General features: G+C 35.8%; 26 protein-coding genes. 16 read left to right on the top strand and 10 right to left on the bottom strand.

What is annotated here, in order from left to right; all coding sequences use genetic code 11:
• The first annotated feature begins 72 nt into the window (after positions 1 to 72).
• The 13 genes from HBN50_RS13010 (at position 73) to HBN50_RS12950 (ending at position 14,604) form a co-directional block, all read left to right on the top strand.
• Positions 73 to 849 carry a hypothetical protein gene (locus HBN50_RS13010; protein ID WP_273870665.1) on the top strand — a complete coding sequence of 259 codons (777 nt, stop codon included), beginning with the start codon at positions 73 to 75 and terminating at the stop codon, positions 847 to 849.
• On the top strand, positions 846 to 1,853 hold the full coding sequence (locus HBN50_RS13005; protein WP_273870663.1) for a hypothetical protein: 1,008 nt from the start codon (positions 846 to 848) through the stop codon (positions 1,851 to 1,853). The genes HBN50_RS13010 and HBN50_RS13005 overlap by 4 nt, the downstream gene beginning before the upstream one ends.
• Before the next feature lie 147 nt (positions 1,854 to 2,000).
• The gene (locus HBN50_RS13000) at positions 2,001 to 3,686 is read left to right on the top strand and encodes a trypsin-like serine protease (RefSeq protein ID WP_273870661.1); all 1,686 of its coding nucleotides are present in this window, start codon (positions 2,001 to 2,003) and stop codon (positions 3,684 to 3,686) included.
• A gap of 173 nt (positions 3,687 to 3,859) precedes the next feature.
• On the top strand, positions 3,860 to 4,348 hold the full coding sequence (locus HBN50_RS12995; protein ID WP_273870660.1) for a hypothetical protein: 489 nt from the start codon (positions 3,860 to 3,862) through the stop codon (positions 4,346 to 4,348).
• Positions 4,349 to 4,511: 163 nt separating this feature from the next.
• Positions 4,512 to 5,342 (top strand): TIGR02147 family protein, encoded by an 831-nt coding sequence (locus HBN50_RS12990; RefSeq protein WP_273870658.1) that lies wholly within the window; start codon positions 4,512 to 4,514, stop codon positions 5,340 to 5,342.
• Positions 5,339 to 5,689, top strand: a complete 351-nt coding sequence (locus HBN50_RS12985; RefSeq protein ID WP_273870656.1) for a hypothetical protein — start codon at positions 5,339 to 5,341, stop codon at positions 5,687 to 5,689. The genes HBN50_RS12990 and HBN50_RS12985 overlap by 4 nt, the downstream gene beginning before the upstream one ends.
• 4 nt (positions 5,690 to 5,693) lie before the next feature.
• Complete coding sequence (locus HBN50_RS12980) at positions 5,694 to 6,044, top strand: hypothetical protein (protein WP_273870654.1); 351 nt, start codon at positions 5,694 to 5,696, stop codon at positions 6,042 to 6,044.
• 92 nt (positions 6,045 to 6,136) lie between these two features.
• The gene (locus tag HBN50_RS12975; protein WP_273870652.1) at positions 6,137 to 7,948 is read left to right on the top strand and encodes a PAS domain S-box protein; all 1,812 of its coding nucleotides are present in this window, start codon (positions 6,137 to 6,139) and stop codon (positions 7,946 to 7,948) included.
• A gap of 1 nt (position 7,949) precedes the next feature.
• Positions 7,950 to 8,360, top strand: coding sequence for a response regulator (locus HBN50_RS12970; RefSeq protein ID WP_273870651.1), 411 nt, complete (start codon positions 7,950 to 7,952; stop codon positions 8,358 to 8,360).
• A gap of 53 nt (positions 8,361 to 8,413) precedes the next feature.
• Positions 8,414 to 9,127 (top strand): transporter substrate-binding domain-containing protein, encoded by a 714-nt coding sequence (locus HBN50_RS12965; protein WP_273870649.1) that lies wholly within the window; start codon positions 8,414 to 8,416, stop codon positions 9,125 to 9,127.
• Between the two features lie 59 nt (positions 9,128 to 9,186).
• Entirely contained in the window at positions 9,187 to 10,161 is a 975-nt protein-coding gene (locus tag HBN50_RS12960) for an alpha/beta fold hydrolase (protein WP_273870648.1), read from the top strand.
• Positions 10,162 to 10,300: 139 nt separating this feature from the next.
• Positions 10,301 to 12,454, top strand: coding sequence for a catalase/peroxidase HPI (gene katG, locus HBN50_RS12955; protein ID WP_273870646.1), 2,154 nt, complete (start codon positions 10,301 to 10,303; stop codon positions 12,452 to 12,454).
• Positions 12,455 to 12,738: 284 nt separating this feature from the next.
• The gene (locus tag HBN50_RS12950) at positions 12,739 to 14,604 is read left to right on the top strand and encodes an ATP-binding protein (protein WP_273870645.1); all 1,866 of its coding nucleotides are present in this window, start codon (positions 12,739 to 12,741) and stop codon (positions 14,602 to 14,604) included.
• On the opposite strand, the gene HBN50_RS12945 is transcribed toward HBN50_RS12950, so the two are convergent.
• The 5 genes from HBN50_RS12945 to HBN50_RS12925 all read right to left on the bottom strand — a co-directional run bounded on the left by HBN50_RS12945 (position 14,601) and on the right by HBN50_RS12925 (position 17,834).
• Complete coding sequence (locus tag HBN50_RS12945; protein ID WP_273870644.1) at positions 14,601 to 14,915, bottom strand: hypothetical protein; 315 nt, start codon at positions 14,913 to 14,915, stop codon at positions 14,601 to 14,603. The two genes, HBN50_RS12950 and HBN50_RS12945, sit on opposite strands and share 4 nt — an antisense overlap.
• Positions 14,916 to 14,972: 57 nt before the next feature.
• Positions 14,973 to 15,401 (bottom strand): hypothetical protein, encoded by a 429-nt coding sequence (locus HBN50_RS12940; RefSeq protein ID WP_273870643.1) that lies wholly within the window; start codon positions 15,399 to 15,401, stop codon positions 14,973 to 14,975.
• Positions 15,402 to 15,477: 76 nt separating this feature from the next.
• Positions 15,478 to 16,527, bottom strand: a complete 1,050-nt coding sequence (locus tag HBN50_RS12935; RefSeq protein WP_273870642.1) for a hypothetical protein — start codon at positions 16,525 to 16,527, stop codon at positions 15,478 to 15,480.
• Between the two features lie 102 nt (positions 16,528 to 16,629).
• Complete coding sequence (locus HBN50_RS12930; RefSeq protein WP_273870641.1) at positions 16,630 to 16,833, bottom strand: hypothetical protein; 204 nt, start codon at positions 16,831 to 16,833, stop codon at positions 16,630 to 16,632.
• A gap of 86 nt (positions 16,834 to 16,919) precedes the next feature.
• Positions 16,920 to 17,834 carry an AraC family transcriptional regulator gene (locus HBN50_RS12925; RefSeq protein ID WP_273870640.1) on the bottom strand — a complete coding sequence of 305 codons (915 nt, stop codon included), beginning with the start codon at positions 17,832 to 17,834 and terminating at the stop codon, positions 16,920 to 16,922.
• Positions 17,835 to 17,929: 95 nt separating this feature from the next.
• Between HBN50_RS12925 and dbpA the strand changes: the two genes are divergently transcribed.
• Positions 17,930 to 19,306 carry an ATP-dependent RNA helicase DbpA gene (dbpA, locus tag HBN50_RS12920; protein WP_273870638.1) on the top strand — a complete coding sequence of 459 codons (1,377 nt, stop codon included), beginning with the start codon at positions 17,930 to 17,932 and terminating at the stop codon, positions 19,304 to 19,306.
• Entirely contained in the window at positions 19,306 to 19,758 is a 453-nt protein-coding gene (locus tag HBN50_RS12915; RefSeq protein ID WP_273870635.1) for a YaiI/YqxD family protein, read from the top strand. Before dbpA ends, HBN50_RS12915 begins: the two co-directional genes overlap by 1 nt.
• Before the next feature lie 22 nt (positions 19,759 to 19,780).
• On the opposite strand, the gene HBN50_RS12910 is transcribed toward HBN50_RS12915, so the two are convergent.
• The 5 genes from HBN50_RS12910 to HBN50_RS12890 all read right to left on the bottom strand — a co-directional run bounded on the left by HBN50_RS12910 (position 19,781) and on the right by HBN50_RS12890 (position 24,331).
• Positions 19,781 to 20,326, bottom strand: coding sequence for a hypothetical protein (locus HBN50_RS12910; RefSeq protein ID WP_273870634.1), 546 nt, complete (start codon positions 20,324 to 20,326; stop codon positions 19,781 to 19,783).
• Between the two features lie 177 nt (positions 20,327 to 20,503).
• Positions 20,504 to 22,414, bottom strand: a complete 1,911-nt coding sequence (locus HBN50_RS12905; RefSeq protein WP_273870633.1) for a methionine--tRNA ligase — start codon at positions 22,412 to 22,414, stop codon at positions 20,504 to 20,506.
• Between the two features lie 154 nt (positions 22,415 to 22,568).
• Complete coding sequence (locus HBN50_RS12900; protein ID WP_273870632.1) at positions 22,569 to 23,588, bottom strand: hypothetical protein; 1,020 nt, start codon at positions 23,586 to 23,588, stop codon at positions 22,569 to 22,571.
• Positions 23,589 to 23,599: 11 nt separating this feature from the next.
• Entirely contained in the window at positions 23,600 to 23,749 is a 150-nt protein-coding gene (locus tag HBN50_RS12895; protein WP_273870630.1) for a hypothetical protein, read from the bottom strand.
• Between the two features lie 9 nt (positions 23,750 to 23,758).
• The gene (locus HBN50_RS12890) at positions 23,759 to 24,331 is read right to left on the bottom strand and encodes a hypothetical protein (RefSeq protein ID WP_273870628.1); all 573 of its coding nucleotides are present in this window, start codon (positions 24,329 to 24,331) and stop codon (positions 23,759 to 23,761) included.
• 235 nt (positions 24,332 to 24,566) lie between these two features.
• On the opposite strand from HBN50_RS12890, the gene HBN50_RS12885 reads away from it, so the two are divergent.
• A complete protein-coding gene (locus HBN50_RS12885; RefSeq protein ID WP_273870626.1) occupies positions 24,567 to 25,814 on the top strand; it encodes an Hsp70 family protein in 1,248 nt (415 codons plus the stop codon).
• Positions 25,815 to 25,816: the final 2 nt, after the last annotated feature.

Raw genomic sequence — 25,816 nt, 5'->3', positions numbered from 1 at the left:
ACGGTGTATATAAAAATTATATTAAGTGAATAAAAGTTTGAGCGTTAAAACTTTATGTCTTAATCTCAGCTTATGAAAAAAACAGCACTCTTATTATTACTTATTTCAAGTACTACTTTTGCTACGGGCTTTGTTCCTAAAATTGATATCTCTCTTGAGAGTGAATCTGATCGAAACGATGAGAGACAAGTCAGTTCTTATGGTACTGAATTAAATATTGAAAGTCTTTTTATCGAGATTGGACCACTAAGTTTTGGGGCCTTTTCTAAATTTACTCATGAAGTAGAAAGAGAAGAGGGGCCGGCAACTCGCTTTAATAGTTTTGGTCCTAAGTTTTCTTTAGCAGGTGATTTAACGAGTTCTCTAACTGGTGAATTAAGCTATAGCTACCACTTTGTTAAAGACAGAGACTTAAATGAGCGAGATCTTGTTGATTCTTATCACACTGCTGGTTTAAATTTGACTCAAAGTTTTTTCCAAAATTTTGAATTATCTCTTTTTGGAGAAGTCATTCACTATATGGGAGATCTTCCTGATCTCTATGATTCACCTCATAATGAACTTACTGCTGGACTTGATCTATCTTATGCCAAAGATAGTTATTCTATCGGTACTTCAGTCGAGTGGAGGCAAGAATCGATTTATAGACAACGCAATGGACATAAAAATGTCGTTTATGATCGCGTCGTTGTTATTCCACATGTCTCAAAAGAATTTGAAAGTTTTAATGCTGAACTGTTTGCGGTCCTTTCTCCATTTAGAAGGGAGTATAACAACGTCATTGCAAACGATACGATTAAAGAAGTTAATTTTGGTTTTAATTTATCAACATCATTGGAGTGGAAATGATTCGCTATATTTTAATAGTCTGTGCCCTAATTACAGGTTGTGGAAGAAAGAAAAATGACGTTCAAAAAGAACAAGATCTAACGAACCTTAGTAAAGTTCAAAGTTATACGTCATATGACTGGAAAAACTATAGAAATAGTTATCTTGCAAAGAGAATAAAAGACGTTTCTTTTGCTATTAAAGATCAAGACTATACACAATTAATTACTGTTGAAGTGACTCCTCTTTGTCATGAAAGACCTCTTCAATTCGTTGGTTTCAAGCCAAATGGGCCTTACACTAGTGAATTAGAGCTAGTTAGAGGATCAACGAATATCAACGTCAATCTCATTTGTACAAATAGTGATTGTAGTGACTTTATTATCGATGTTCGTGAGGACAGAGAAGGTGAGAGAGGGATTTATCCAGTCGTTGTTGAAAGTAAAAATGAACTTCCTGTTAAGACATGGAGTCCTAATAAGAAGAACTATGATTCAAATCGTGACTTAAACGGAGAGAATCTTTGTCTTCAAAGCGAAGTCTCTCTAGAAAAAACAATTAATCTCTTTGTCGATTTTGACGATGCTGATGATAATCTTGGTTTCATTGAAAAATATGAATTTGAACCACAAGAAAAAGCTGCAAGAGCAAGATTATATGAAGTTTGTGAAAATGAACTTCAAGGTAGCGTTGTAACAGATAGTCTGGGAACTATTGTTAATTCTGGGATTCAATCATTGAGATGGAATTTAGGAACATACCAATTTGAGTACGACGACTTTGTTATCGGTCAGTGTAAGATTAATCACGAAGTAGAATATAAGGCCAATCACTATATTGATGTTTTTGAAAAAGGTGTCACTAAAGAGAGTGCCTATAGAAAGGCCCTTAAACACTGTGTTGACACTGTTAAGGGAACTCCATCATCTAGCTATGCTAGAGACGTTCAACAACAAGATCTGCATAATTGGGTCGCTAAAGTTCGTTGTGAACTCCTGCGTGGGGAAGAAGCATTTAATTTGTAATATATAGGGGGGATTATACCCCCCTTTTAAGTTTAAGTTATTGGATTTATTAATCCGTTCATTCTCTAGACAACTAAGTTTATTTTTCACGATTTCCCATTAAAATTCTTTTCTACGCTATCCTCTCTTTATTCCTAGGAGGATACTTTGATTCAAAAAATGGTTATCCTATTACTCCTTACAACGACATTTTTATTAGGATGTTCTAAGGAGTCTTCGACACCCTCGACGTTTCAGGCCCATCTTGGCTCGATTGTAAATGGAACGAAGGTTATCAATGATTTAAAAAACGTCGTGGCGATCACTTATCATAAAAATGTTCTGTGCACTGGAACTCTTATTGATGAACAAACAGTTCTTACAGCAGCTCATTGTGTTTTACCTGTTGAAGTTCCTGGTAAATTTGAAGACTACTTTAAACAAGCAAGGGTCTATATTGGAGATGGAGAGGATAATGTAGAAATTGAGGGAGAGTATTCTATTAAGAGTGCTGCAACTCATCCGCTTTATAGGAATCATTATAAAGGCCGAAATGATATTGCTATTTTAAAACTTGATCGTGCAGTCAAAAATGTCACTCCAATGAAAATTCTAACGGATATTAATCTCTTAAAGGAGAGAGTACAAAATGGAGAAGAAGTTCAAATTGTAGGATTTGGTCATCAAGTTAATGTTCTTGGTACATTTGGAAGTGAAAGCATTATTGGATCAAAAAATAAAACATCGATGACGATTCAAGAAAATTATGCAAATGAGATCATTCTCAATGGTGATAAAACAGGTGCATGCTCAGGAGATAGCGGAGGGCCTGCTCTTGTATATAATAAGGGGATTCCTCATCTCTTAGGTGTTGCAAGTCGAGTAAAAGGAGAATGTGGAGCTAGTGATGGTGAAAACTATTACGGCCTTGTTTCAGATCATATTTGCTGGCTTAAAAATTTTGTTGATGTTGATTTTGGTCCTATCAGTTCACTCTGTGAGAAATTAAATAGAAGTGAAAAGAGAAGCTTCATAGAAATCTGTGAAAAACCATCTTCAACACAGTCTTTAACAATTGATGCATTAAGAAGGACTCTTGGTAATAAGAATTGTCGTGAGCTAGATGCACTCCGTTCAACGATTAGTGATCTCGATTTAAGAAATCAAAAAATCAATGATCTCTCCATTCTTAAATACTTTTCCAACTTAAAAAAAATTAATATTTCAGATAATAAAATTGAGTCAATTACCTCACTGACCAAGCTAGAAGGTCTTAAAAAAGTTATACTCGATGGAAACAATATTCCGCTAGAGCAGATAGATCTCGCTCATTATGAAGTTGTAGGAAAAGAGCAGCAAGTACATAATCACTATAAAACACCGTTCTACCTTGCTTGTAGAAAAGGGGAGCAAGCTTCTGCTAATGACCAGCTTATCGTAGAAGAAGTTCTATTTAAAACGAATACGAAAGATTGCACTATTGCCCATGTGATGCTGAAGGATCTTATTGATCTAACTCTTTCGGATCTTGATCTCGACTCTGTTAAAATACTTAAAGACTACACAAATTTTAGAATGCTCTATCTTGATGGAAATAGATTAACGAATTTAGAAGGTCTAGAGAATATGCATGAACTAGAGACTCTTTATGTTTATGATAACCTTCTTGCTAATTTAGATCCGCTTGTTCATTTATCAAAGCTAAATTTTGTTCACGCTGAGGGCAATCCACTTCATAGTCTTGAACAATTTCAAGCGAGAGAAAACTACCTCATTCTAAGAGTTGATTCTAAAAACCAAGACCTCTTAGACCAATGTAATTCGAATAAATTCTTAGATTGCCAGACACAATAATCTTGCCCTCTCATATCTAGAGAGGGCCTCTTTAGGTGTACACATTTGTTAACACTAAATTCACAAAAAATGTGAAAACGATTTACACAAAAACTCCAACTCGATAAAACCGTCTCACCAAATCAAAATGTCGCTGAAGAGCACCTTCGGCTAAAACATCAATAGGAGAGACTATGAAACTACTAACAGCAACAATTATCCTTCTTTCTTCAGTTGTTTCTTTTGCAGGTAGAGGTATGCCAGGACAAAAGAAATATGAAACTTCTGTTAACACAATCGTTATGGGCCCTGGAGTTCTAACGTATGATAAAGTTTGTCTAAATGACCTTGGACAACTTCAAACTAAAAAAGCATATGACACTTGTGTTAAGACGAAGAGAGTTAAAGTAAGCGGTGATTGGGAAAATGTTTGTACTAAAACTGAGAAGCAATTTTTTGCTAGAGATTTAGAATATACTAAGTCTGTTTGTGTTCGCTACAAAGGTGGAGACGATAAAGGTAGAGAATGTGCTAAGTATGAAAATCAAACAGCATACCTAAAAACAACGTATTCAAAAACAGTACGTCAATATACTTGGACAGGATCGAGAAGAGATGGTGATTGGTCACTTCCAGGTAAGGTTGTATCTCAAGAAACATTCTCTGTGCCAGCTTGTAAGTAATTTCAGTTGGTTGTTGTGAAAAGGCCCTCTTTTTGAGGGCCGTTTTTTTATTTAGAGTGTACACAAATGTCTACGGAAAAATGAGCATTTTTTTCACAAGAGTTGTGAAACTAAATAAGAAAAGATAAGTTGCATTGGGTTTTATTAAAATGAGGTTATAAACGTGATTCCAAGTGTTGTCGATTATTTAGATTATCGAGAGTATTTGAAGGACTTCTACGAAGCAAAGAAGGCCATGAAAAGTGATTATAGTTATCGCGTTTTTACTAATAGAGGCGATTTGAAGTCTCCTTCCCATCTGAAAATGATTATTGATGGAAAAAGAAACCTTACAACTAAAACAATACCTAAATATGTAAAGGCCCTCGGTCTAACTTCAAAAAAAGAGACTAAATTCTTCGAACTTCTCGTTCAATACACTCAAGAAAAAGATATGAGTGAGAAGAAAGAACTCTTTTGTCACTTGATGGATGAGAAAAAGAAAAAGGGTCTAACACTCATTGAAAATGCGCAATTTCAATTCTTTGCCAATTGGTACAATGTCGTTATTTACGTTCTACTTGATATCGCTGACTTTGAAGGTGCTAACGAAAATTTGCTAAAGCTCTTTAAGGGTGAAGTATCCATGAAGATGGCAAAAGAATCATTCACAATACTTCGAACGCTCGGTTTGATCGAAAGAAATAATGAGGGATACTGGAAGCAGAGCAAGGGAGCTCTCTCAACATCTGAAGATATTCGTGACATGGCCCTCTTAGAGTATCACAGTACTATGATTAAACTTGGTCTTACTTCTTTAAGAAGGGATGCTATGAGTGAGAGAGAATTTAATGGTGCAACACTACAGATTAATAAAGAAAATCTTCCCGAAGTTAAAAAGATGATTCGTGATTTTCGAAAGGAAATTAATCAATACACAAGTTCACTAGATAACTGCGATCAAGTTTACCAACTAAATATTCAATTCTTCCCATTAACGGAGCAGATAATATGAAGAGGGCCTTAAGTGTTATTCTACTTTTCTTTTCTTATTTTACTCTTGCCGGCGGAGTTGATGTTGGAAACGCTGGTTCATCAAGAGTGATTTCATTTGTTCTCGATAAAAATTTTACTTCGGAACAGGAACTAACGAATTATTTATTAGAAACGAAAGAATTAATAAGAAAGGGAGAGGTGTTGAATCTCAACATTCTTCGAAATCAATATAATTGTGATCGTGCTATACGAATTGGCGATATGGAAGTTTTAGAGAGTTATCCATTTCTTAATGGGCAACTTCAAAAGAAGACCTACAAAGGAAAGCTTGATCTTAAATTAGATAATTGCAAAGGACTTAGGTAAGTTTATGAAAGTAAATATGGTAATTTTCATTTGTTGTTTTGTATCTGTTGGCGTTCAAGCTCGCATTGCGAAGTATGCTTCTTCTTACGATATTACAGCTCCTACAGAGGAGGAGGTTATAGAGAAAGTTGAGCGCATTCTTCCTGATCTTCAGTATATGCGAATTAAGAAGGTTATCTCTGTTGGACGTTCGAAGTATTGCCGATTTAGGGCCAATTATAAAAATGATCCTTATACCTTCAAAATCACTGGCGTTGATATTGATAAAATGTACCGCTTAACTAAGAATGAACAAGTTGAGCCGTATTATAGAGCTAAAATAGGCTACTTCTTTTTTAAGTGCAGAAGGGACTGAGTTTATTTCACAGTTCGCCTATTTGCTTTTTGTTTACTAAAAACAATTTCTTTACATATAATAGGCCTTAGAATTTGTAACTAGGGCCTACAATGGAAAAACTCGAAAACCAATTATTTAAAGTTGCCTACCTCAATTCACCTATTGCTAAAATTATTGTTAATAGCAACGGTCGGATCACTAATATCAATAACAAAGTCGCGGAACTTTTCAAGTATGAGAGAAACGAGCTTATTAATGCTCCTGTCGAAATCTTATTACCAATTGATCTTCGATATAAGCACTTGGATTACGTAAAAGAGTTTTTTAAAAATCCAAAATCTCGCTTAATGGGTGAGGGAAGAAACCTATTTGGAATTGATAAGTTTGGAAAACAGATTCCAATTGAAATTGGACTGACTCCAATTGAGCATGAAGGCGAATCTTATGCCATGGCCTCTATTTTCGATATTAGTAAGAGAATTAAAATGGAACTACGATTTCAAATGGCGATCGAGGCAGCGCCTATTGCCATGGTGATGATCGATAAGAATGGGAAAATTGTTTTAACGAATAAACAGCTCGAAAGTCTATTTGGCTACACTGAGCAAGAGCTTAAAAAACAACCTATCGAAATACTTGTTCCGAATGCTTCAAAAGATAAGCATCCCGATCTTGTTCAAAAATATATGAAAGAGCCTATTCCACGAAAAATGGGGCAGGGTATGCATTTATTTGGACTTAATAAAAATGGAGAGCAAATTCCTATTGAAGTTGGTTTGAGCCCTGTAGTTATTGATGATGAAACTTATGTTATGAGTTCTATTTTGGATATCAGTCATCGATTAGAGCAGGAAAATAAATTTAAGAATGTTGTAGAAGCAGCCCCTAATGCCATTGTTATGATTGATGAATTTGGTAAAATCTCTTTGGTAAATAAACAGTGTGAAGAATTATTTCAGTATTCGAGTAAAGAGCTACTTGGAGAAAGCATTGAAAAACTCGTCCCTAATAATATTAGAGATAAGCATCCTACATATGTTTCACGCTACGTTAAGAATCCAGAGACTCGCGCTATGGGCTCTGGAAGAGATCTCTTTGGACAAAAGAAAGATGGAACACTCTTTCCTGTTGAAGTCGGTTTAAGACCTTTTTATCACAAAGGAAAAGTTTCTGTTATCAGCTCGATTGTGGATATTAGTGAGCGTGTAAAAGATAAAAATAAAATTTTAGAGAGAAATGAAGAGTTACAACAATTTTCTTATAGGGCCTCTCATGATTTAAGAGCACCTTTGAACACGATTTCTTCTCTTGCTCAGTTTATTGAAAGTGATGTTGCAGATGGAAATTTTGATGAGATTATAACCAATTCAAAGAAAATTGTTTCCGTCTCAAAAGCATTAAATACTTATGTTTCAGATATTTTAAACTTAACGAAAAGTGAAAATGAAATTGTACCAAATGAGGAAATTAATTTAAAAACCTCGCTTGTGGAAATTGAAGAGAAGTTATCTCTCATTTCAAGAGATAGTAATGTTGAAATCGTAAAGCAATTGAATCACAGCGAGAAGCTTGTCGCCCAGAAAACTCGAGTTCTTCAAGTTTTAGAGAATCTCATCTCTAATGCCATTAAGTATTGCGATCCAAATAAAGAACAGCGTTTTGTAAAAGTGACAACTTTTAATGATGATATGAGCTTCTACATTAATATAGAAGATAATGGACTTGGTATTCCTGAGACAAATCACGAAAAAGTATTCGCTATGTTTGCTAGATTTCATAAGGATTACTCTGAAGGAACAGGATTGGGCCTTTATTTAGTAAAAAAGCATATTGAGAAATTAAATGGAAGTATTCGCTTTAAAAGTTCTGGCGATGGAACCGTTTTTTATTTAAAATTTCCTAATAGTACAAAGGACGAGTAGAATGGAAGATATGCAACGAGAAGTCAGACCTATATTTATGGTGGATGATAATCTTAACGAATTTTATATAGCGGAGCGATGCTATAAAATGTCTGGTTTGCATCATCCATTTAGACATATCACTTCGGGTGTTGATTTAATTCAATTTCTTCAAGACGCTGATCCATCACATTTACCACACGTTGTTTTGATGGATATTAATATGCCAGGTATCAACGGTATTGAAGCAACGAGGAAGATTCGCTCTATTGCTGAGTTTGAAAAGTCTATTTACATCATTATTTTGACAAATTCAGATAATCCTAGGGATTATTTTGATGCTAAAGAAGCTGGCGCCAATGAAGTAATGACAAAGCCTGATAGTATTGAGGAATATAGGGATTTCTTCACTCGATTGAAAACAATAAATTAAAAAAAATGCAGATAATTTTTTGATTATTGAAAGAATTAAGGGACAATAGAAGAATGAGTGGTCCTTTAAAAAGATCTTCCCTATTTATCGCATTTTTATTCAATTTTTTACTAAATGTCAGTTCGCACGCCTTTAAGTGCACCATGGCCATGGGATATCCTCCTTTTCAATATCTAAAAGAAGGTGTTCCAAGTGGTATCGATCCCGATATTGTAAAACTCTTTAATCAATATAATCCTGATAAAAAGATAGAAATTTACCCAATGGAATGGAGTGATGCCATCGGAGAGGTCTATTTTGGTAACCTCTATGACTGTGTTATTGGGATAGAGAAGACAAAGGAAAGACTTGAGAAGTTTCATTTTACTAATGCTATTTATTATCGCTTTTCTACGCTCTTTGTTTTAAGTGACAGTGAGACCGAGTTGAGTGAATTAGTCTCGAAACGGGTCGCTGCAGATGAGGGCTCATATGTTGATCATCTTCTAAGAAAGAAGAGTCGACTCGTGCGATTTAATTCAAAAAGAGAGTCCTTTCTCTCACTCAAACAAGGTCATGTTAAAGCAGCGATAGCACCTTTAAGAGTGGGGAAGTATTTAGCAAAAGAGCTCAATTTGAAAGTCTCTATTTTGCTCTCTGATAAAGAGGGGGTGCCAGTCTCTATTGCAACTCGAAAACGAGAAATTCGGGACCAAATTGCACAGGGACTTAAGAAAATACCTAAACATAAATTAGAGAGCTCTTCAAAAAAGATGACAAAGAACTGACATTAGAATTCTTGAAATGCCTTTCAAAATTCATAAAATGAAAAGAAAAAGGAAAAACTATGAGAATACTAATTCTATTGCTACTTGTTTCATGTAGTGCAATTCAACATCAAAACACAGAGACTTACGACAAAGAGTTAACGGGTTATCAATATCCTTTCAAGGTAGATTTTTTTAACTTTCAATCTCAAAATCAAGACTTGAAGATGGCCTATATGGATTTAAATTCTACATCTGATAAAGCGATTGTTCTTCTTCATGGAAAAAACTTTGCAGGTTTTTATTGGGAGAGAATTGCAAGTGATCTTGTTGAGAAAGGTTATCGTGTAATCATTCCCGATCAAATTGGATTTGGAAAAAGTTCAAAACCAAATTCCTATCAATTTAGTTTTTATAATTTAGCACTTAATACAAAAAAACTTTTAGAGAAATTAAAGATTGAAAAATCAATTATTGTTGGTCACTCAATGGGGGGGATGTTAGCAACTCATTTCACTTATCTCTATCCTCAAGCAGTAAAGAAACTTGTGATGATCAACCCAATTGGACTGGAACCTTATTTAAAGTATGTTGAGTTTAAAGACCCTAGCTTCTTTTATAGAAATGAGTTGAAGAAAACTCCAGAGAAGGCAAAGGCCTATCAAAGAAAGAACTACTACGATGGAAAATGGAAGAGTGAATACGATAAGCTTCTCTATCCTTATAACAAACAGATGCAAAGTGAGGATTGGCCAAAAGTGGCATGGAGTAATGCTCTAACTTACGGTCCTATTTTTTCAGAAGATATAACGACAAAGTTTAAAGATATTAAAAATGAAGTGATCCTTGTCATTGGAACTAGAGATAAGACGGGACCAGGTCGCAACTGGAAAAAAGATGGAGTCACTAGAAAGCTTGGAGAGTATCATAAACTTGGTAAAAAGGCCCATAAGTCATTTGAAAATTCAAAGCTCTATGAATTGAAAGGGCTAGGTCACATGCCTCAATTTGAAGATTATGAACGTTTTAGTCGTGTATTTTTCAAAGATCTTTAAATAACATCAATAGCTTCGCATAGAATTCATTTCTATGCGAAGACTTCTCTTATGCCCATTCTTTAGTTTAAATTGAGATAAACTCAACTCTGCTCCTGATATCATATTGGAAACAATATTTTATTGAAAAGGAGTTCCTATGTTTAAACCGAAAACGGGTAAGCATTCTGCTGGTGGCGGAACAAATAATTCTGACTGGTGGCCTAATCGATTGAAGCTCAATATTTTGAGACAGCACGCTCAAAAAACAAATCCAATGGATAAAAACTTTAACTATAAAGAAGAGTTTTTAAAATTAGATCTCGGTGAAGTAAAAAAAGAAATCGAAAAAGTTATGACAACATCTCAGGACTGGTGGCCAGCAGACTACGGTCACTATGGACCTCTTTTTATTAGAATGGCATGGCATAGTGCTGGTACTTATCGCACAGGCGATGGACGTGGAGGTGGAGGAACGGGTTCTCAACGTTTTGCTCCTCTTAATAGCTGGCCTGACAATGTGAATCTCGATAAAGCGAGACTTCTTCTTTGGCCTGTGAAGCAAAAGTATGGGAATAAACTTTCTTGGGCCGACTTAATGATTCTTGCTGGAAACTGTGCTCTCGAATCTATGGGCTTTAAAACTGTTGGCTTTGCTGGTGGTCGTGAAGATATTTGGGAGCCTGAGCAAGATATTTATTGGGGATTAGAAGCTGAGTGGTTGGCCGACAAGAGATATAGTGGTGAAAGAGATCTTGAAAATCCTCTTGCCGCAGTTCAGATGGGTCTAATTTATGTTAACCCAGAGGGACCTAATGGAAACCCTGACCCACTTAAGGCAGCAATTGATATAAGAGAGACATTTGCAAGAATGGCGATGAATGACGAAGAAACAGTTGCACTCATTGCTGGAGGACATACATTTGGTAAATGTCACGGAGCAGGTGATCCTGCAAACGTTGGACCTGAGCCAGAGGGGTCTTCACTAGAAGAGCAATCACTTGGATGGAAAAATAAAATGGGCTCTGGAAAAGGAGTTGATACAATTTCAAGTGGACTTGAAGGTGCGTGGACAAAAAATCCTATTAAGTGGGATAATAACTACTTTGAAAATCTCTTTGAATATGAATGGGAACAGTACAAAAGCCCTGCGGGTGCTATTCAGTGGCGTCCAAAAAATGGAGAAGCTTCAGATAGTGTTCCTGATGCCCATGATCCGAAGAAAAGACATGCTCCAATGATGGCAACGACTGACTTAGCACTAAGATTCGATCCTGCTTATGAAAAGATCTCAAGAAGATTTTATGAAAACCCTAAAGAGTTAGCAGAAGCCTTTGCAAAAGCATGGTTCAAATTAACTCATAGAGATATGGGACCTAAAGCAAGATACCTTGGAAGTGAAGTGCCAAGTGAAAATTTCATATGGCAAGATCCTATTCCTGCAGGGACAACGGATAAACTCTCTGAGAGTGATCTCAATGAAATTAAAGATCTCATTAAGCAATCAGGTCTTAGCGTATCTGATTTAGTTTCTACAGCTTGGGCATCCGCTTCAACGTTTAGAGGGTCTGATATGAGAGGAGGAGCTAATGGAGCACGAATTCAATTAGAGCCACAGAGAAGTTGGGAAGTGAATAGACCAAATGATTTATCTTCGATTTTAAAGAAGTATGAAGAGATTCGTTCAAAGAGTTCGAAATCAATTTCGATGGCCGACTTAATTGTCCTTGCAGGTGGTGTCGGAATTGAGATGGCAGCAGAAAAAGCAGGACAAAAAGTAAGTGTTCCTTTTGTTGCTGGAAGAGGAGATGCTACTCAAGAGCAAACGGATATTGATTCAATTAACTTCTTAGAGCCAATTGCTGATGGTTTTAGAAATTATGAAAAATCAAAATTCTCCGTCTCTGCAGAAGAACTTCTCATTGATAAAGCGCAACTTTTAAATCTCTCTATTCCTGAATTAACAGTTCTTCTTGGAGGACTTCGCGTTCTAAATATCAATCATGGAAAAAGTGAACATGGTGTTTTTACTGATCAAAAAGAAGTATTAACGAATGACTTTTTTAGAAATCTTCTCGATATGAATATTGAGTGGAATGTTGATTCTGCTAAGGATGGAACATACGCCGGTGTCGAACGTTTTAGTGGAAAGCCGAAATGGAGTGCGACAAGAGTTGATCTTGCTTTTGGATCAAACTCTGAGTTAAGAGCTGTTTGTGAAGTTTATGCCTGCGATGATAGCAAAGAAAAGTTTACGAATGACTTTATCAATGCATGGGTAAAAGTAATGAATCTCGATCGTTTCGATCTTTAATAGGAAGGTCACGATTTGAAGTAAATTATAATATCCCGGCTAGATTTAAATCTAGCTGGGACTTATTGGGAGTGACTAAAACTTGGGAGATGCAAAGGATTTCGCTATAAACGATAGGAAAAAACGGCCATGAATGAGGAGTCTCTTCATATTGCATGGAGAAAAGCTTAGTGAAATTAATGCGTTGTATGTCTTGCTGCTACCACTAAGATTTTACTTTTTCTTGAAAAACTAGTTAGTGATAAAATAGGTAGAGAGCTCTAATAAATATTCGTGGTGACCTAATGAAAATCCGTACTAAGATTTATACAATTACTTTCCTTGCTGTTTTCTATCTTCTTTTTTCATTTTATCAATTTTCCAAGTTCTCACTGCAGCATTCAAAAAATATTGATTCCATCATTGTAAATCAGAATCGAACATTAAAGGCCAAAGAGGTCATTTGGTTAGATGAAGTTCTCACTCAATCAACAAGAAATTACATTTTTACAAAAGACCTCTCATGGAAAAAACGCTACGACCACTACGGTGAGCTTCTTGATGAACTTATTAAAGACATTAAAAAGTCGGATGATCTCTTTATTAAGGAAACATTTAAGAAGCAAGATGAAGCTAATTTAAAATTAGTTGATTTGGAATTAAAGGCGCACGATCTTGTGTTAAAAGGAAGATCAGAAGAAGCTTTAAAACTTCTAAACTCATTAGAGTATTTAAAGTGGAAGGAAATATATAATCAAACAATTCTCTCTTTTTTAAATTATTCAACTGAATCTCTCAATGCAATTAATAAAGATAGTCAAAAACAAAGTGATGAAGTCTTTTCTTCTATTATTACAATTACAATTGTTCTAACTATTCTATTTTTCTTTTTTTCAATGAAGATTTCTAGTTCTATCATTAAAAATCTTACAATCTTAAAAGAAGGAGTAAAGTATTTAAGCAAAGGAAGATTCGATCATAAATTTCAGATCCAAAGCGGTGATGAATTTGAGGATATTTCTAGTCTTTTCAATTTTATGTCAGACAAAGTTTCGCGCTTAATTCGAGATGTCGAGAAATCGAATCGAGCAAAGGATGATTTTCTTTCTAATATGTCTCATGAACTTAGAACTCCTATTAATGCGATAAATGGACTTATTGAGAACTTAAAAGATTCAGCTAAGGGGCAAGAAAATCAACTGATTTTAAGAGATCTTGAAACATCATGTTCTTCTATTAAAAATCTCGTCAATAGAGTTCTAGATTACTCGAAACTTTTAAAAGGTGAATTTGAACTAAAAGATTCTCGATTTGAATTATATAGCTCCATGAATAGTTTACTACGATCGTATGAAGGTTTTTTTAAAGAAAAAAATATAGAATATACATTATCAATAAAAGTAGATAAAAAATCTTCTTTTACTGGAGACTGGCAAAGAATACAGCAGATCATAGAAAGTTTACTCGATAATGCCAGGAAGTTTACTCATGAAGGTTTTGTCGCTGTCGATGTTTATGTTAAGAAACTTAATGATCAGCAACAAAACCTTATTGTTTCTATTTCTGACACAGGCATTGGAATGAGTGAGGATAGTCTTAAAAATCTTGATCGCACCTTTTTTCAAGTTGATTCTGGCATGAGTAGAGAGGGCTCTGGAACGGGAATTGGTCTAACTCTTTCTCGAGAGTTTTTAAAACTTATGAACGGAACAATGAATGTTGAAAGTGAATTTGGTAAGGGAAGTGTATTCAAATTGGAGATTCCACTTCATAAGTCTGATCGTCATGAAAAGAAATTAGTGTATGAACATCTTTCAATTCTTCTTGTCGAAGACAATTTAATTAATCAAAAAGTTGCGAAGCATTTGTTTGATAAATTCGCTGTTGATATTGAAGTTGCTAATAATGGTCAAGAGGCGATCAAGTTTCTCAAAAAGAAGTCATTTGATTATGTTTTTATGGACCTTCAAATGCCTGTCATGGACGGATTGAGTGCAACGAGGGAAATCATCGAAAAAGAAATATGGCTACGAAAAAGACCTAAGATTTTTGCTTTGACGGCCAATATATTGCAGTCAGATAGAGAGAATTGCGAAAAAGTGGGAATGGATGGCTTTTTTGAAAAGCCTCTCTCTTATGATCAGGTTGTGAAATTGTTTGAAAGTCACTAACTAGATTCATCTAGCTGAATCTGATTGTTCTCATCAATAATTCCCTCCATCCTGGCCAGGTTAACGATTGCGCTTGAAATGAAGTGCTCAAGATTAATTGATGTTGCTTTCAACCATTCATGAGTATGTTGATCGTGTGGTTTTTCAATGAGGCAATCATCCTGATACTTCGTAAATTCTTTTGCTGTTTTCAAGAGCTCAATAAGATGTCTGGGACATTCGCAACTTGTTACAGAGCTCGCTTTTTCTAACATGTTGATAGCATCAAGACTTAGAATTCCTTTTTCATCATAGAACTTTATATTTTTCATGATACATGATCTCCTTAATATGAGTTTCAATTCTTAAAGTCGAAATATGACATTTCATCATGTCTGGTAAATTCCATTTTTTGCATTGATAAAATTAACTTCAACATTTGTTTTGTTAATAATTTTTTTAACAAGTCCAACTCCTAAACGACGGTGCACTTTACTTCGAACGACACTTCCTGGCAGTATTTCAAATTGTCTTGGATTCACCAAACACACTCGTCCAACCCTCTCGTCTAAATAGAGAAGGGTATCTTTCTTTAATTTTATATAATCGTTTAAGTTTAGTTTCGTTATTGTCCTATAGTAGTTAATATTTTCTGTTCTATATTGATCTTTGGGATCAAATAATAAAATAGCTTGAAATTGCGTTAATATAAAGTCCGATGGGAATTCATCGAAATAGAAGAGTTTATAATAGTTGTAAACTTCGTAGTCGATGTCTAATTCACTTGGAAAATTGATAAGAGCAATCTTATTTCTCATAAGATGATTATACGATTGTTTTGATCAAGCTAGTGCTAGATGAGTATTAGACAGAAGATTTCTTGAGAATCAAAACTTAAATACTGTAATCAGCGAGCTTTGCTTCATCGTAATCAAATTCTATGAATAAATCTTCATCATTATAACTAATCTTTTGAGATGTGTAGAAGCCGAGATCTTGAAAAACAGTACTTAGGTTGTGGGCTATTTCTATGCCTTTAACTTCTATTCTAACGGTTTCACCATCTTTGAGATCAAAATGGAAGTCGAGTTTAGAGGAGATTACATTACAGTATTCCATGGCCTTGATAATGAGGTAGATTGTTGGAGTCATGGGAAAGAGAAAACTCTCTTTAATATTATTTTCTACATTAATCTTAATAATTTTATCGAATCTCGCTCCAATTAGTGCCGTAAGGTTTTTAGTGAATTCATGTTCACAAAATGAGTTTTTTTCCTGATGAACCTCTGTTAATAATCTTCCAACTCTATTATCAATACCATCAATTCCAAAGAGCGTTTTATTCATACAGCTCATAGCAATGAGCTTGATGAAACATAAAATTGTATAATCCTCGGGCTTTAAATCATCAAAAGTTCCTTCATTTGCACTATTAATAAAAAGAAAACCAGAGGCTAGATTTGATAAATTTAGTGGGATTGTAATTCCGCTTTTTACTCCCATTGCTTTTAATTTGGAAAGTGAGCGTTGTATTGGGGCACCGTAATAGCGATCTACAATGTCATCAATATTTGAGTAAATTCTTATATTAGAGTTTTTAGTCTTAAAAACAGAGCTACTATTACTTACAAAGCAACTATAGCCAGGGCTCATTCTATTATCTTTGAGATTCGATGTATTTGCAGATGATAAAACGGAAATCTTAGATGCACCTGGATGGGTTAATGAAAGACAAACTCTATCTATATTTTTGAAGGCATTACTATTATTTATGACTTCTAGTAGAGTATTGGCAAAGTCTTTGAGTTTAAGATTATTACATTCCATCTCACTTTCAATGTGCATTAGTGTTGATATGAGAAAACTGTAGTTCTCATCAAGAAGAGCTTTCGTTGATCTTAAAATATTAAATGCATAAATATTCTCGTTTTTGAATTTATCCATCTTATCCTCTATACGTTAGTGCTGTTTGATTATTATCGGGGTGAATTGATAAGTATTGAGAATAAGATTTTCTAAAGAGGTTAGACAAAATTGGGACAGAAGCTATTCATTGGAATATGTGTCAACAAATTTTTTAATATCATCCATGTGCTCAAGAAGATATTTGGCCTTTGTAATACCAAAACTTATAATCGTGCCATATTTCTCTAGTTCATTTCCTTGATCATCAACTTTATAGATTTTAAAGATTTTATTTCCCTTGTACTCTTCAACAGTAACTTCATGGGGCGCAAGATTTGAGCTCATTATTTATCCTTATTAATGTTTGATTAAATTTTACGCAAAAAGAACTCTAAGAGGCAAGAGGTGGAACTGGGTCCACCTCTTATTTTTTATTTCAAGAGAAACTGAGTTTCTAATTCAATGTCAGCTTCAGGGTTGTCTTTATCAACAACGAGGTATCTTTCTATTAAAGGGAAATCGCCTGGCTCATTTCCACTTTCACTAAACCAGCTCTTATAAATTTCGAGATAGAATTGGAGTAGTTTTTCTTTCGAACCCTTGTAATGAAAACAAGCATATTTTCCATTTGGAAAAACTGTACTTTCAAGGTGATTTGGAATGACTTCGTTCTCATTCACTTCAATACAGGCATCGTAACGACATTTTTCTAGAGGAGTAACTTGGGGATTATCATGTCCAATTCCGTATTTCTCCATTGTCTCTAGATCTTTTCCCATTGTACTTGCTGTTTGCATAAGGCTTTGCCATGTCTGCATAATCGACTCACTTACATAGCCATTCTTACTCGACATATAAGCGACCTTTCTTGTTGGGAAATCTTTAATTGTAGCCTTCATCTTTACCTCCTTTATATGAAGATCATCTTTTAATTCTTCATTAGGATAGAGGGATTCTAAATGAAATTCTTTTCCATACTTGCTTTTGATATTTCCAATTTTGCTGTTTTTTGGCGTTTTTTCATTGAGTACTTCACCTGGAGTGATTCCAAAGTATTTTTTGAAGGCCTTTGAGAAATTTGCTTGTGATGAATAGCCACATTCTAGAGCGAGATCAGCCAAGATGATCTCTTCTCTTGAGTAGGCAAGCCTCGATATGGCCTTTTCTAAGCGCTTTCTCACTAGAAAGTCCCTTGGGGTCTCACCTGTTTGAGAGGAAAAAATGCGGTGGAAATGGTAGCCACTAATAGCACATTGTTTAGCGATATCAGGCCAAGTAAGGCCTTTATCTAGATTTTCAATGATAAGTTTCTGTGCCATTTTAATTTTTTCGATATATTTGCTCATAACATTAGAGTATAAGTTATTTTTAAAGCTAAAAGTAGTTGTATTCCGATAAGATAGGTGAATATAGCAAGATTGGACAATTGGGAGAGTACTGGATGAGTGACAGTTTTAGTCGTTTGAATATTGATGATCGTCTCTTAACGAATTTAGAAGACTTAGGGTTTAAGAGAATGACACCTATTCAAAAAGAAGCACTTCCTATTGTTGTTGAAGGAAGAGATGTTATTGCTCAAGCTAAAACGGGATCTGGTAAAACCGTTGCATTTGGACTTGGGATTCTTAATATCATCGATGTTAAGCAAACCCGAGCACAGTCTCTTATTCTTTGTCCTACAAGAGAGCTCGCAGAGCAGGTAGCGAAAGAACTTAGAATGCTCGCTAGAAAAATACCAAATATCAAAATTTTGACTATTACAGGTGGAAAATCAGAATATCAACAAGAACGCTCGCTTTCTCACGGCGCTCATATTGTTGTTGGAACTCCTGGAAGAATGATTAAACTTTTAAAAAGAAAGATCCTCAATCTTGAGCATGTTAAAAGTTATGTATTAGATGAAGCCGATAGAATGCTTGATATGGGATTTATCGATGATATCTCTCGTATTTCAACATATGTTCCTAAAGAGAGACAAACACTTCTTTTTTCGGCAACGTTTCCTGAAGATATTGAAAAACTTTGTGAGAGACTGCAAAGAGATGCTCTAAGAGTGAGTGTTGATGTCAATCACGAGGGCTCAATTATTAAAGAGGTGTTTGTTGAGCTTTCATCACACAAAGATAAAATGCAAACACTCTTAAATGTCTTGGCCCATTATCAAGCCAAGCGATTTATAGTCTTTTGTAAAACAAAGAGGATTTCAGATAGTGTCGCTGATGATCTCTATAAGAAGGGAATTATTGTTTCTTCTATTCATGGCGATCTTGAGCAAAATGAAAGAACCTCTGTCCTAACGATGTTTTCGAATAAAAGCCTTCTCGGTATTGTTGCAACAGACGTCGCTGCGAGAGGAATTGATATTAAGGATCTTGATTTAGTCGTTAACTTTGATCTGCCAAATGATCCAGAAGTTTATGTCCATCGAATTGGTCGTACAGGGAGAGCTGGTAGTGAGGGGAATGCAGTAAGTTTTCTCGTTGAGCAAGAAAAAGAAAATTTTCAAAAGATACTCGATTATCAAAAGAGCGCACATCAATTGGAAACGAGTGAGTTTTTTGAAGACGGTGAATATAAAATCGAGCCCGAAATGGCGACATTCTATATTCGTGGCGGAAAGAAAGATAAACTTAGACCTGGAGATATTGTGGGGGCCATTGTTGGTGAAGCAGGAATCGATTTCAAAGAAATTGGTGATATCTCAATTACAAATATTATGAGCTACGTAGCTGTTAGTGCTAATCAAATTGATCATGTTGTGAGTTGTCTTAATAAAGGTAAAATAAAAAATCGCAAATTTAAGATAGGAAAACTATAGTGAAAATATGGATTGATGCTGATGCTTGCCCTAAAGTAGTTAAGGAAGTTCTTTTTAAAACGGCAATACGTTTAAAAATTCCTCTTTGCTTAGTGGCCAACTCTTATATGCAAATTCCTCATCATGAACTTATCTCTTTTGTAAAAGTGGATAGTGGAGCAGATGTCGCTGATATGTATATTGCAGATCATTTAGATGAAGTTGATCTCGTTATCACGGCCGACATTCCTCTTGCCGGTGAAGTCGTCAAAAAAAGGGCCCTTGCGATCAATCCAAGAGGTGAACTCTATGATGAAGAAACAATCTGTGAGCGCCTTTCAATGAGAGATTTCATGCAAGAACTACGAGATAACGGCCTCGTTACTGGTGGACCGGATGCCTTTGGTCCTAAAGACAAAGAGAAATTTACTAATTCTCTCAATCGCATTCTAACGAAAAAAGGGTTTCGCTAAAGAAACCCTTTTTTTATTCTTTCTATTGCTTCTTACAATTTACAAAATCAACTTTTACATAGGCCTTTGCTTTAGTTAGAAGTCCTTTTCCATAAAGAAAATTATAGGAAGCTGTCTCTTCATAGGGATTATATGAAACTGTAAGGTAATCTGTTGTCTTAAGCCCCTGATAGAGTTTTCCAATTAATTTTAATTTCGAACTTCTTTCAAGATAATCTGAGTCGGCTTCAACAATTGTCGATTCGTCGTAATAGTTGTTGTACTTTGTTAAAAGCCTAACCGTGACGGCTTTATCTCCATCTTTTAGTCCTGGCTTTGAGATATTGCCAAAGAGTTGCTTGTCGTAGATACAAAGTTTTGCATCACTAAGGTCTGATTGTGATACCCATCCTTCACTATAAAAGGCCTTGATTTTAGCTTCAACTGGAAGATCACAAATTACTTTCGCTTTATATACTTTTGAGTCTGCTAGTTGGTAATCGCAGTTGAATTGATTCTCTGAAATTGAATCTGCCATAACTGGAGTTGTTGTGATGAGTGCCGCTAAACTAAGTAATACCTTCTTCATTTTCTTCTCCTTTAAAAAGAAATTAGTCTGTTGGATTTTTCTTATAAAAGAGCTTTAGTAAATAATATTGAATTGAAGAAAGTTCATAGCTATTTGGAAAAGAAGTGCGGCAAATTTGGGGAAGGAACTTGAAAAGTTAAGAGGTTAGTGAAGATGCTCCCCGAAGGGAGCATTGTTTTATTCTTCTTGTTGTGGTGGAAAGTATTCCGTTTGCTCTCCAATTTTATGGTCGGCCGGAAATTCATTTTGTAGTTCATCAAGTGAATAGACACTCTCTGGAAGATTTAATGACTTTCTCAGTTTCTCCATTGTCTCTGGGGCAAAAGGAGAGAGCATGATGAGAATATTTCTCAAAATATAGAAACTTGAATAGAGCGCATCAGTTCTCTCTTCTAAATCAAAGCGATCATCGTGAGGCTTATGCTGATTAAAAAGTCCGTTAATGATACGAGCGTAATTTTCAAGTGCACCAAGAGCTTTTGGATATTCTGCTCTTTCCATGAACTTCGTGTATTGCTGAACAATTTTTAACGTTTCCTTTTCTGTCTTACCAATCAATTTCCCTTTAGGGACAACGCCATCAAACTTTGAATGACAGGCTGAAATTGGTTTTTCAAAGGCCGCGTTTAAAGGTCCGGCAAGAAAGTGGTTCTTACTCTTAAATACTTCAAAATCAAAGTTTGAGGCCTTTTCAGAAAGACTGAGTGAGGCGAGAAAGTAGCGAACTTGATCAGAAGAGAATCCCATTTCATCAATTAGCTGATCACCAGTGTAAAAGTTCCCAACTGACTTACTCATTTTCTCACCATTGATTTGTAGGTGAAAGTTACTGAAGACATCCGTTTGTTGAAACTCGCCAGGTAGAGCCTGTCTCATAGGATCTTTTTGAACTCCAAACCACATTGATCCCTGCATAAGGACGTAGAAGAAAACGTTATCAGTTCCAAGGAATTGATAAACATTTGCCTCAGGATCACACCAGTAGTCTTTATAAGTTTCAGTATCGAGACCCTTTTGTTTTAGGGCTACTTTAGTAAATGAAATAGGGGCGATAAGAGACTCTGGCCACACGTAAAGTGATTTTCCTTCCATACCTTCTTGAATATCTGTTGGAACTGGAATTCCCCATTTTACATCTCTTGTAATTGATCTGTGTGCCCAGCCATCGTCGAGCTCACATTCAATTCCTTTCTGCTCAAGAAGCTTTCTTCCTTCTTCAAGATCTTTAAGGTTCTCAAATTGAACAAGTACTTTTTTTCCTGGAGCATAACGACTTTTATGCTTAGGAAGAGTTTCTTTAATTTCTTTGTAATCAGGCTCTGATTTATTTGTGAAAGTTACACTTGGGAAAACCGTTCCAAGAACTTCTTGAATAATCGACTTTCTCCAAGTCCTCTGTTTTGTATTAAGCCATTCAATAAGTTGGTCAGTGACTTTCCACATATTGAGGTACCAGTGCTCAGTGTCTCTTAATTCTGGAGTCGCACTACTAACTGTGCTTACTGGATCGATGAGCTCACTTGGATCGTATTGAGAACCACAAGCATCACATTCGTCGCTATAGGCCTTTGTGTTAGTACAGTTTTCATTTGGGCATTTTCCGTTCACAAACCTGTCTGGTAGAAACATTTCCATTTCTGGGTCGTACCATTGTTTACTTGATTTTCTATCGAGCATTCCATTGGCATGCATCTTTCTTAGAAAGTCTTGGCAAAGGTCTTTATGAGCTTCGTAATTTTCTTTTCGTGAAGTTCCTGTATAGACATCAAGTCCAATATTGTAGCGCTTCATTGTATTGTGCTGCTTAGTATGAACTTCATCAATAAATTGATCCGTTGTCTTTCCCTGTTTCTTTGCAGCAACTTCACTGTTTGAGCCATGGTCATCTGTTCCACATACAAAGAGAACATTGTCATTACCTATGAGAAGTCTCATCCAGCGAGAATAGATATCTGCTGGCACGTGTGCTCCTGCTAGGTGACCAATGTGAACTGGTCCATTGGCGTAGGGCATCCCCGCTGTAACAACAGCTTTTTTTGGTCTCTTTACGCGAGAAAGGATTGTTGGAATGTCCTGTTTAGGACTCATTTTTTTATTATCTTTTTTATTTTCACTCATAGAGTTCAATTTATCAGTGACAGCAAAATTAGTCTATAACGAGGTAAATTTATGCTCTATTTTAAGAAGGGAATTGTGCGGTGAGAAATAGGTCTTACCCCTTAAGAGGCAAGACCTATTCGTATTATAGAGAAACGCTTTTTAATGATGAGAGAGTCCAAGTGCTTGTCGTTCCACCAATTGTTAATGAACCTGGGGCATCAATAGCACTACAACCAGTTGTTGTCGTTTCATTGCTCATATCGATACATTCAACAGCAACTGTTGTTCCGCCTGCTGAAGTGAGACTACCAAAATTATTTGGAGCAGTTGTCAAAGCAGACCCAGATGTATCTGTTGTGTTGAGATAGGCGATTTGCGCCTTTCCGTTAGTTACTCCATTGACCGCAACAAGATAATCTACGACACCGCCGCCACCTGAAAGGCCGAGGTAGGCCGAATAAATTTTGTAATTTTGTCCATCTGTCGTTACAAATTGAGTTGGAATGAGAATATCTGTTCCTCCTCCCGTTTGTGTCTTAATATACATATCTAAATTGACGGCACCGGTCGTCGTATTTTGTTGAAAATAACCTTCGTAAACAACGCTGTATTCTGTGAAGTTGAGTTTCACGTAACCTGTTTGGAGGGCACTGTCATCGTGACATTTCAATTCTACAGTGACTGTGACTGAGGCATTTCCTGAAACTGTCATATTCTTATCCATAGCGTCGCCACCATTGGTTGTATAATATGAAGGAACCGATTTTGTTGCACTTCCAAAAGTTAAATTAAGTGTACCTACTTGAGGTGATGTTCCTGAGGCCGTTCCCGATGAAGGAATTGTATCGCAACTTGTGTAGCCAGCAGAGTAGAGAATTCCGCCAACACCATTCTCTCCTAAGATATTGTTAAAAAGATTGAGATGGGGATCGGCCAAGTTTGTCGTATCGTAATTGTCGGGATAGCCATTAACTGAGTAATAGAGACTTTTAATGTATTGAGCTCTATCGGCAGTCGTCGTTCCTGATTTATTGGAAAATTTATTATAGGCGTGCTCTTTCTTTGTTTGAGCATACTTTTGAAAACTTTCAAAGTTCATGGCAAAAGTTTGCGATTGAATCAACAGTAAGGCGAGGGGGATTTTAAATAGTGTTTTGTACATGGGACCTCTTTTTAAATACACGGTTCATCATTGCAATTTGCATTTACTTGTTGGATCGTAGAGCCTGAACCACCAGGTGAAATGGCCGCACCGTCTTGTCCACAAGATGTGATAGATAAAATGATTGTTATAAAGGCACCTAGAATAATTATTTTTTTCATATCAGACTCCTAAAGAAGAATAGAAAGATAAATTCCAAATTTATTGAATTCAAGTTCGTTGTTAGATGTAGAGAGGTCTACTTCTGTCGATCCATTTTCGTATTTACTATATTTTTCAAGTTCATAAAAAACACCAACTCTTGTTAAAGGAAAGACTGGAAAGCTGAGCCAAAAAGAGTGACCAGAAACGTCAGTGTAAGTAAGCTTCTCTCCACTTGAAGTTTCATTATCAAGTTCATAATCTCCAAAGGCCTGGTAGTAGTACTTGAAAAAAGCAGGGCCAAGCTTGAGTCCTAAAGTCGGATGAATTGCTAGTCGTTTTCCTGTTCTATTTCCATATGGAGATTTCACATCAGACATCTGAGAGTAAAGACGGTAGTCTGCACTTAAGCCTGCAGAAAGCATTGGTATAAGAGAGAAAAGTACAGATGCACCAACTCCGTGAGCGAACATCTTTGGACTTTCACTTTCGTTAGGATGAGTTGCTTCACCGTAACTAGTAAAGATATAAGGTTCAAAGAGAATGGCCCTTGCTTCTATGACTTGGAAGCTGAGGATCAGGCAAAGAATAAGTTTTTTCATTTAATACCACCTAACTTTAAGTTAAAGTTAAATTATGGAGAAATTACGCTCAGGACTAAAGTTGAAGAAAAATTGTTTTAACGCGAAAGGTCTTGAGGTTTTTAGTTAAAATGTTCTTGTAATTATTCCAATGCTGAAAGTCGGCTTTGGTCTCCTTATTTATTTAAAGTATTTTATAAATGAGACCAGAAGAAACTTATGGATCATTTAATAAAAGTCTAGTTTAGGAATTTATATGTGGTATGCAATCGACTTTGGAACTTCCAATTCACTTCTCTCTTTCGTCGAAAAAGGAGAGTCATCTAAGCTTATTAATTTAGAAAATAATGCTCCCGTGTTGCGTTCAATTATCTTTACCCCCAGTAAGGGAGAGTATTTCTTTGGAGCTGAGGCCATTGATGAGTACCAAGACCTTGGTGGAGAGGGACGTTTCTTTCGCTCCTTAAAAAAGTTTTTACCTGAGCCAAGCTTCAAAGGAACCGAAGTCTTTGGTAAGCGAATGAAGATTGAAGAACTCATTGCTGTCTTTTTGCGTGAACTGAAAACGAGGGCCGATAAAGAAACGGGACATCAAGTAACTAATGTTGTTCTTGGAAGGCCAGCTCTTTATTCTCTCGATCTTGAAAAAGATCAATTAGCTGAGGATCGCATGAGAAGCGCCGCTGAGTTAGCAGGGTTTAAGCGTATTGAATTTTGTGCAGAACCAATTGCTGCTGGACTAAGCGGAGGGAAAGATATTCAAGAGAAGTTGATTCTCGTGTGCGACTTTGGAGGGGGAACATCCGATTTTACACTTTTAAAAGTAGGAAAAGATCAGTTTTCTAAAGATGATGTTCAAGGGCTCTCCGGAGTTTTTGTCGCAGGAGATGCAATTGATGGTCGCGTAATGAGAAATTTTGTCTCAACTCATTTTGGAAAAGACATCCAATATAAGACACCCATAGGAAACAATACTCTAGGTTTTCCAAGAAGACTTTTAGGAAAACTTTCAAATCCCGCGCATATTTCTTTTTTAAAGGAAAGAGACACTTGGGAATTTCTAAAAGAAATTGAACAATGGACAATGCAAGGAGAAGATCAACGCTATATCTCTCAGCTCTTTTGTCTTGTGGAAGAAGATTTGGGATATCCTGTTTATGCAAAAATTGAAAAGTCTAAAATAGAACTTGGAAAGAATGAGCAAAGTGTTTATCAATTTTCTCATCCAGGTATTAAGATTGAAATGCCAATTTCAAAAGTTCAATTTGAAGAGTCAGTAGAGGGAGAACTCTCAGATATCTTTAAAGCAATGGAAAAAGTCTTTTCTCAATCAGGACTTGAATATAGCAATGTTGATCAAGTTCGCATTACAGGTGGAACAGGACAAATGCCCCTTATTCAAGATTATCTTATCAAGATATTTGGTCGAGATAAAATTGTTATGAGTGAGGCCTTTCAATCTGTTGCTCTTGGACTTGGAAAGTATGCTGAGGGGTTAGATTAAAA

Origin of the sequence: Halobacteriovorax sp. GB3, from assembly GCF_028649655.1 — a bacterium.
Classification (GTDB): domain Bacteria; phylum Bdellovibrionota; class Bacteriovoracia; order Bacteriovoracales; family Bacteriovoracaceae; genus BSW11-IV.
This window is presented reverse-complemented; position numbering and strand designations above follow the sequence as displayed.

Coding starts and splice junctions, on each gene's coding strand:
- HBN50_RS13010 (WP_273870665.1), top strand. CDS start 73: ATGAAAAAAACAGCACTCTTATTATTACTTATTTCAAGTACTACTTTT.
- HBN50_RS13005 (WP_273870663.1), top strand. CDS start 846: ATGATTCGCTATATTTTAATAGTCTGTGCCCTAATTACAGGTTGTGGA.
- HBN50_RS12995 (WP_273870660.1), top strand. CDS start 3,860: ATGAAACTACTAACAGCAACAATTATCCTTCTTTCTTCAGTTGTTTCT.
- HBN50_RS12985 (WP_273870656.1), top strand. CDS start 5,339: ATGAAGAGGGCCTTAAGTGTTATTCTACTTTTCTTTTCTTATTTTACT.
- HBN50_RS12980 (WP_273870654.1), top strand. CDS start 5,694: ATGAAAGTAAATATGGTAATTTTCATTTGTTGTTTTGTATCTGTTGGC.
- HBN50_RS12975 (WP_273870652.1), top strand. CDS start 6,137: ATGGAAAAACTCGAAAACCAATTATTTAAAGTTGCCTACCTCAATTCA.
- HBN50_RS12970 (WP_273870651.1), top strand. CDS start 7,950: ATGGAAGATATGCAACGAGAAGTCAGACCTATATTTATGGTGGATGAT.
- HBN50_RS12965 (WP_273870649.1), top strand. CDS start 8,414: ATGAGTGGTCCTTTAAAAAGATCTTCCCTATTTATCGCATTTTTATTC.
- HBN50_RS12960 (WP_273870648.1), top strand. CDS start 9,187: ATGAGAATACTAATTCTATTGCTACTTGTTTCATGTAGTGCAATTCAA.
- katG (WP_273870646.1), top strand. CDS start 10,301: ATGTTTAAACCGAAAACGGGTAAGCATTCTGCTGGTGGCGGAACAAAT.
- HBN50_RS12950 (WP_273870645.1), top strand. CDS start 12,739: ATGAAAATCCGTACTAAGATTTATACAATTACTTTCCTTGCTGTTTTC.
- HBN50_RS12945 (WP_273870644.1), bottom strand. CDS start 14,915: ATGAAAAATATAAAGTTCTATGATGAAAAAGGAATTCTAAGTCTTGAT.
- HBN50_RS12940 (WP_273870643.1), bottom strand. CDS start 15,401: ATGAGAAATAAGATTGCTCTTATCAATTTTCCAAGTGAATTAGACATC.
- HBN50_RS12935 (WP_273870642.1), bottom strand. CDS start 16,527: ATGGATAAATTCAAAAACGAGAATATTTATGCATTTAATATTTTAAGA.
- HBN50_RS12930 (WP_273870641.1), bottom strand. CDS start 16,833: ATGAGCTCAAATCTTGCGCCCCATGAAGTTACTGTTGAAGAGTACAAG.
- HBN50_RS12925 (WP_273870640.1), bottom strand. CDS start 17,834: ATGAGCAAATATATCGAAAAAATTAAAATGGCACAGAAACTTATCATT.
- dbpA (WP_273870638.1), top strand. CDS start 17,930: ATGAGTGACAGTTTTAGTCGTTTGAATATTGATGATCGTCTCTTAACG.
- HBN50_RS12910 (WP_273870634.1), bottom strand. CDS start 20,326: ATGAAGAAGGTATTACTTAGTTTAGCGGCACTCATCACAACAACTCCA.
- HBN50_RS12905 (WP_273870633.1), bottom strand. CDS start 22,414: ATGAGTCCTAAACAGGACATTCCAACAATCCTTTCTCGCGTAAAGAGA.
- HBN50_RS12900 (WP_273870632.1), bottom strand. CDS start 23,588: ATGTACAAAACACTATTTAAAATCCCCCTCGCCTTACTGTTGATTCAA.
- HBN50_RS12895 (WP_273870630.1), bottom strand. CDS start 23,749: ATGAAAAAAATAATTATTCTAGGTGCCTTTATAACAATCATTTTATCT.
- HBN50_RS12890 (WP_273870628.1), bottom strand. CDS start 24,331: ATGAAAAAACTTATTCTTTGCCTGATCCTCAGCTTCCAAGTCATAGAA.
- HBN50_RS12885 (WP_273870626.1), top strand. CDS start 24,567: ATGTGGTATGCAATCGACTTTGGAACTTCCAATTCACTTCTCTCTTTC.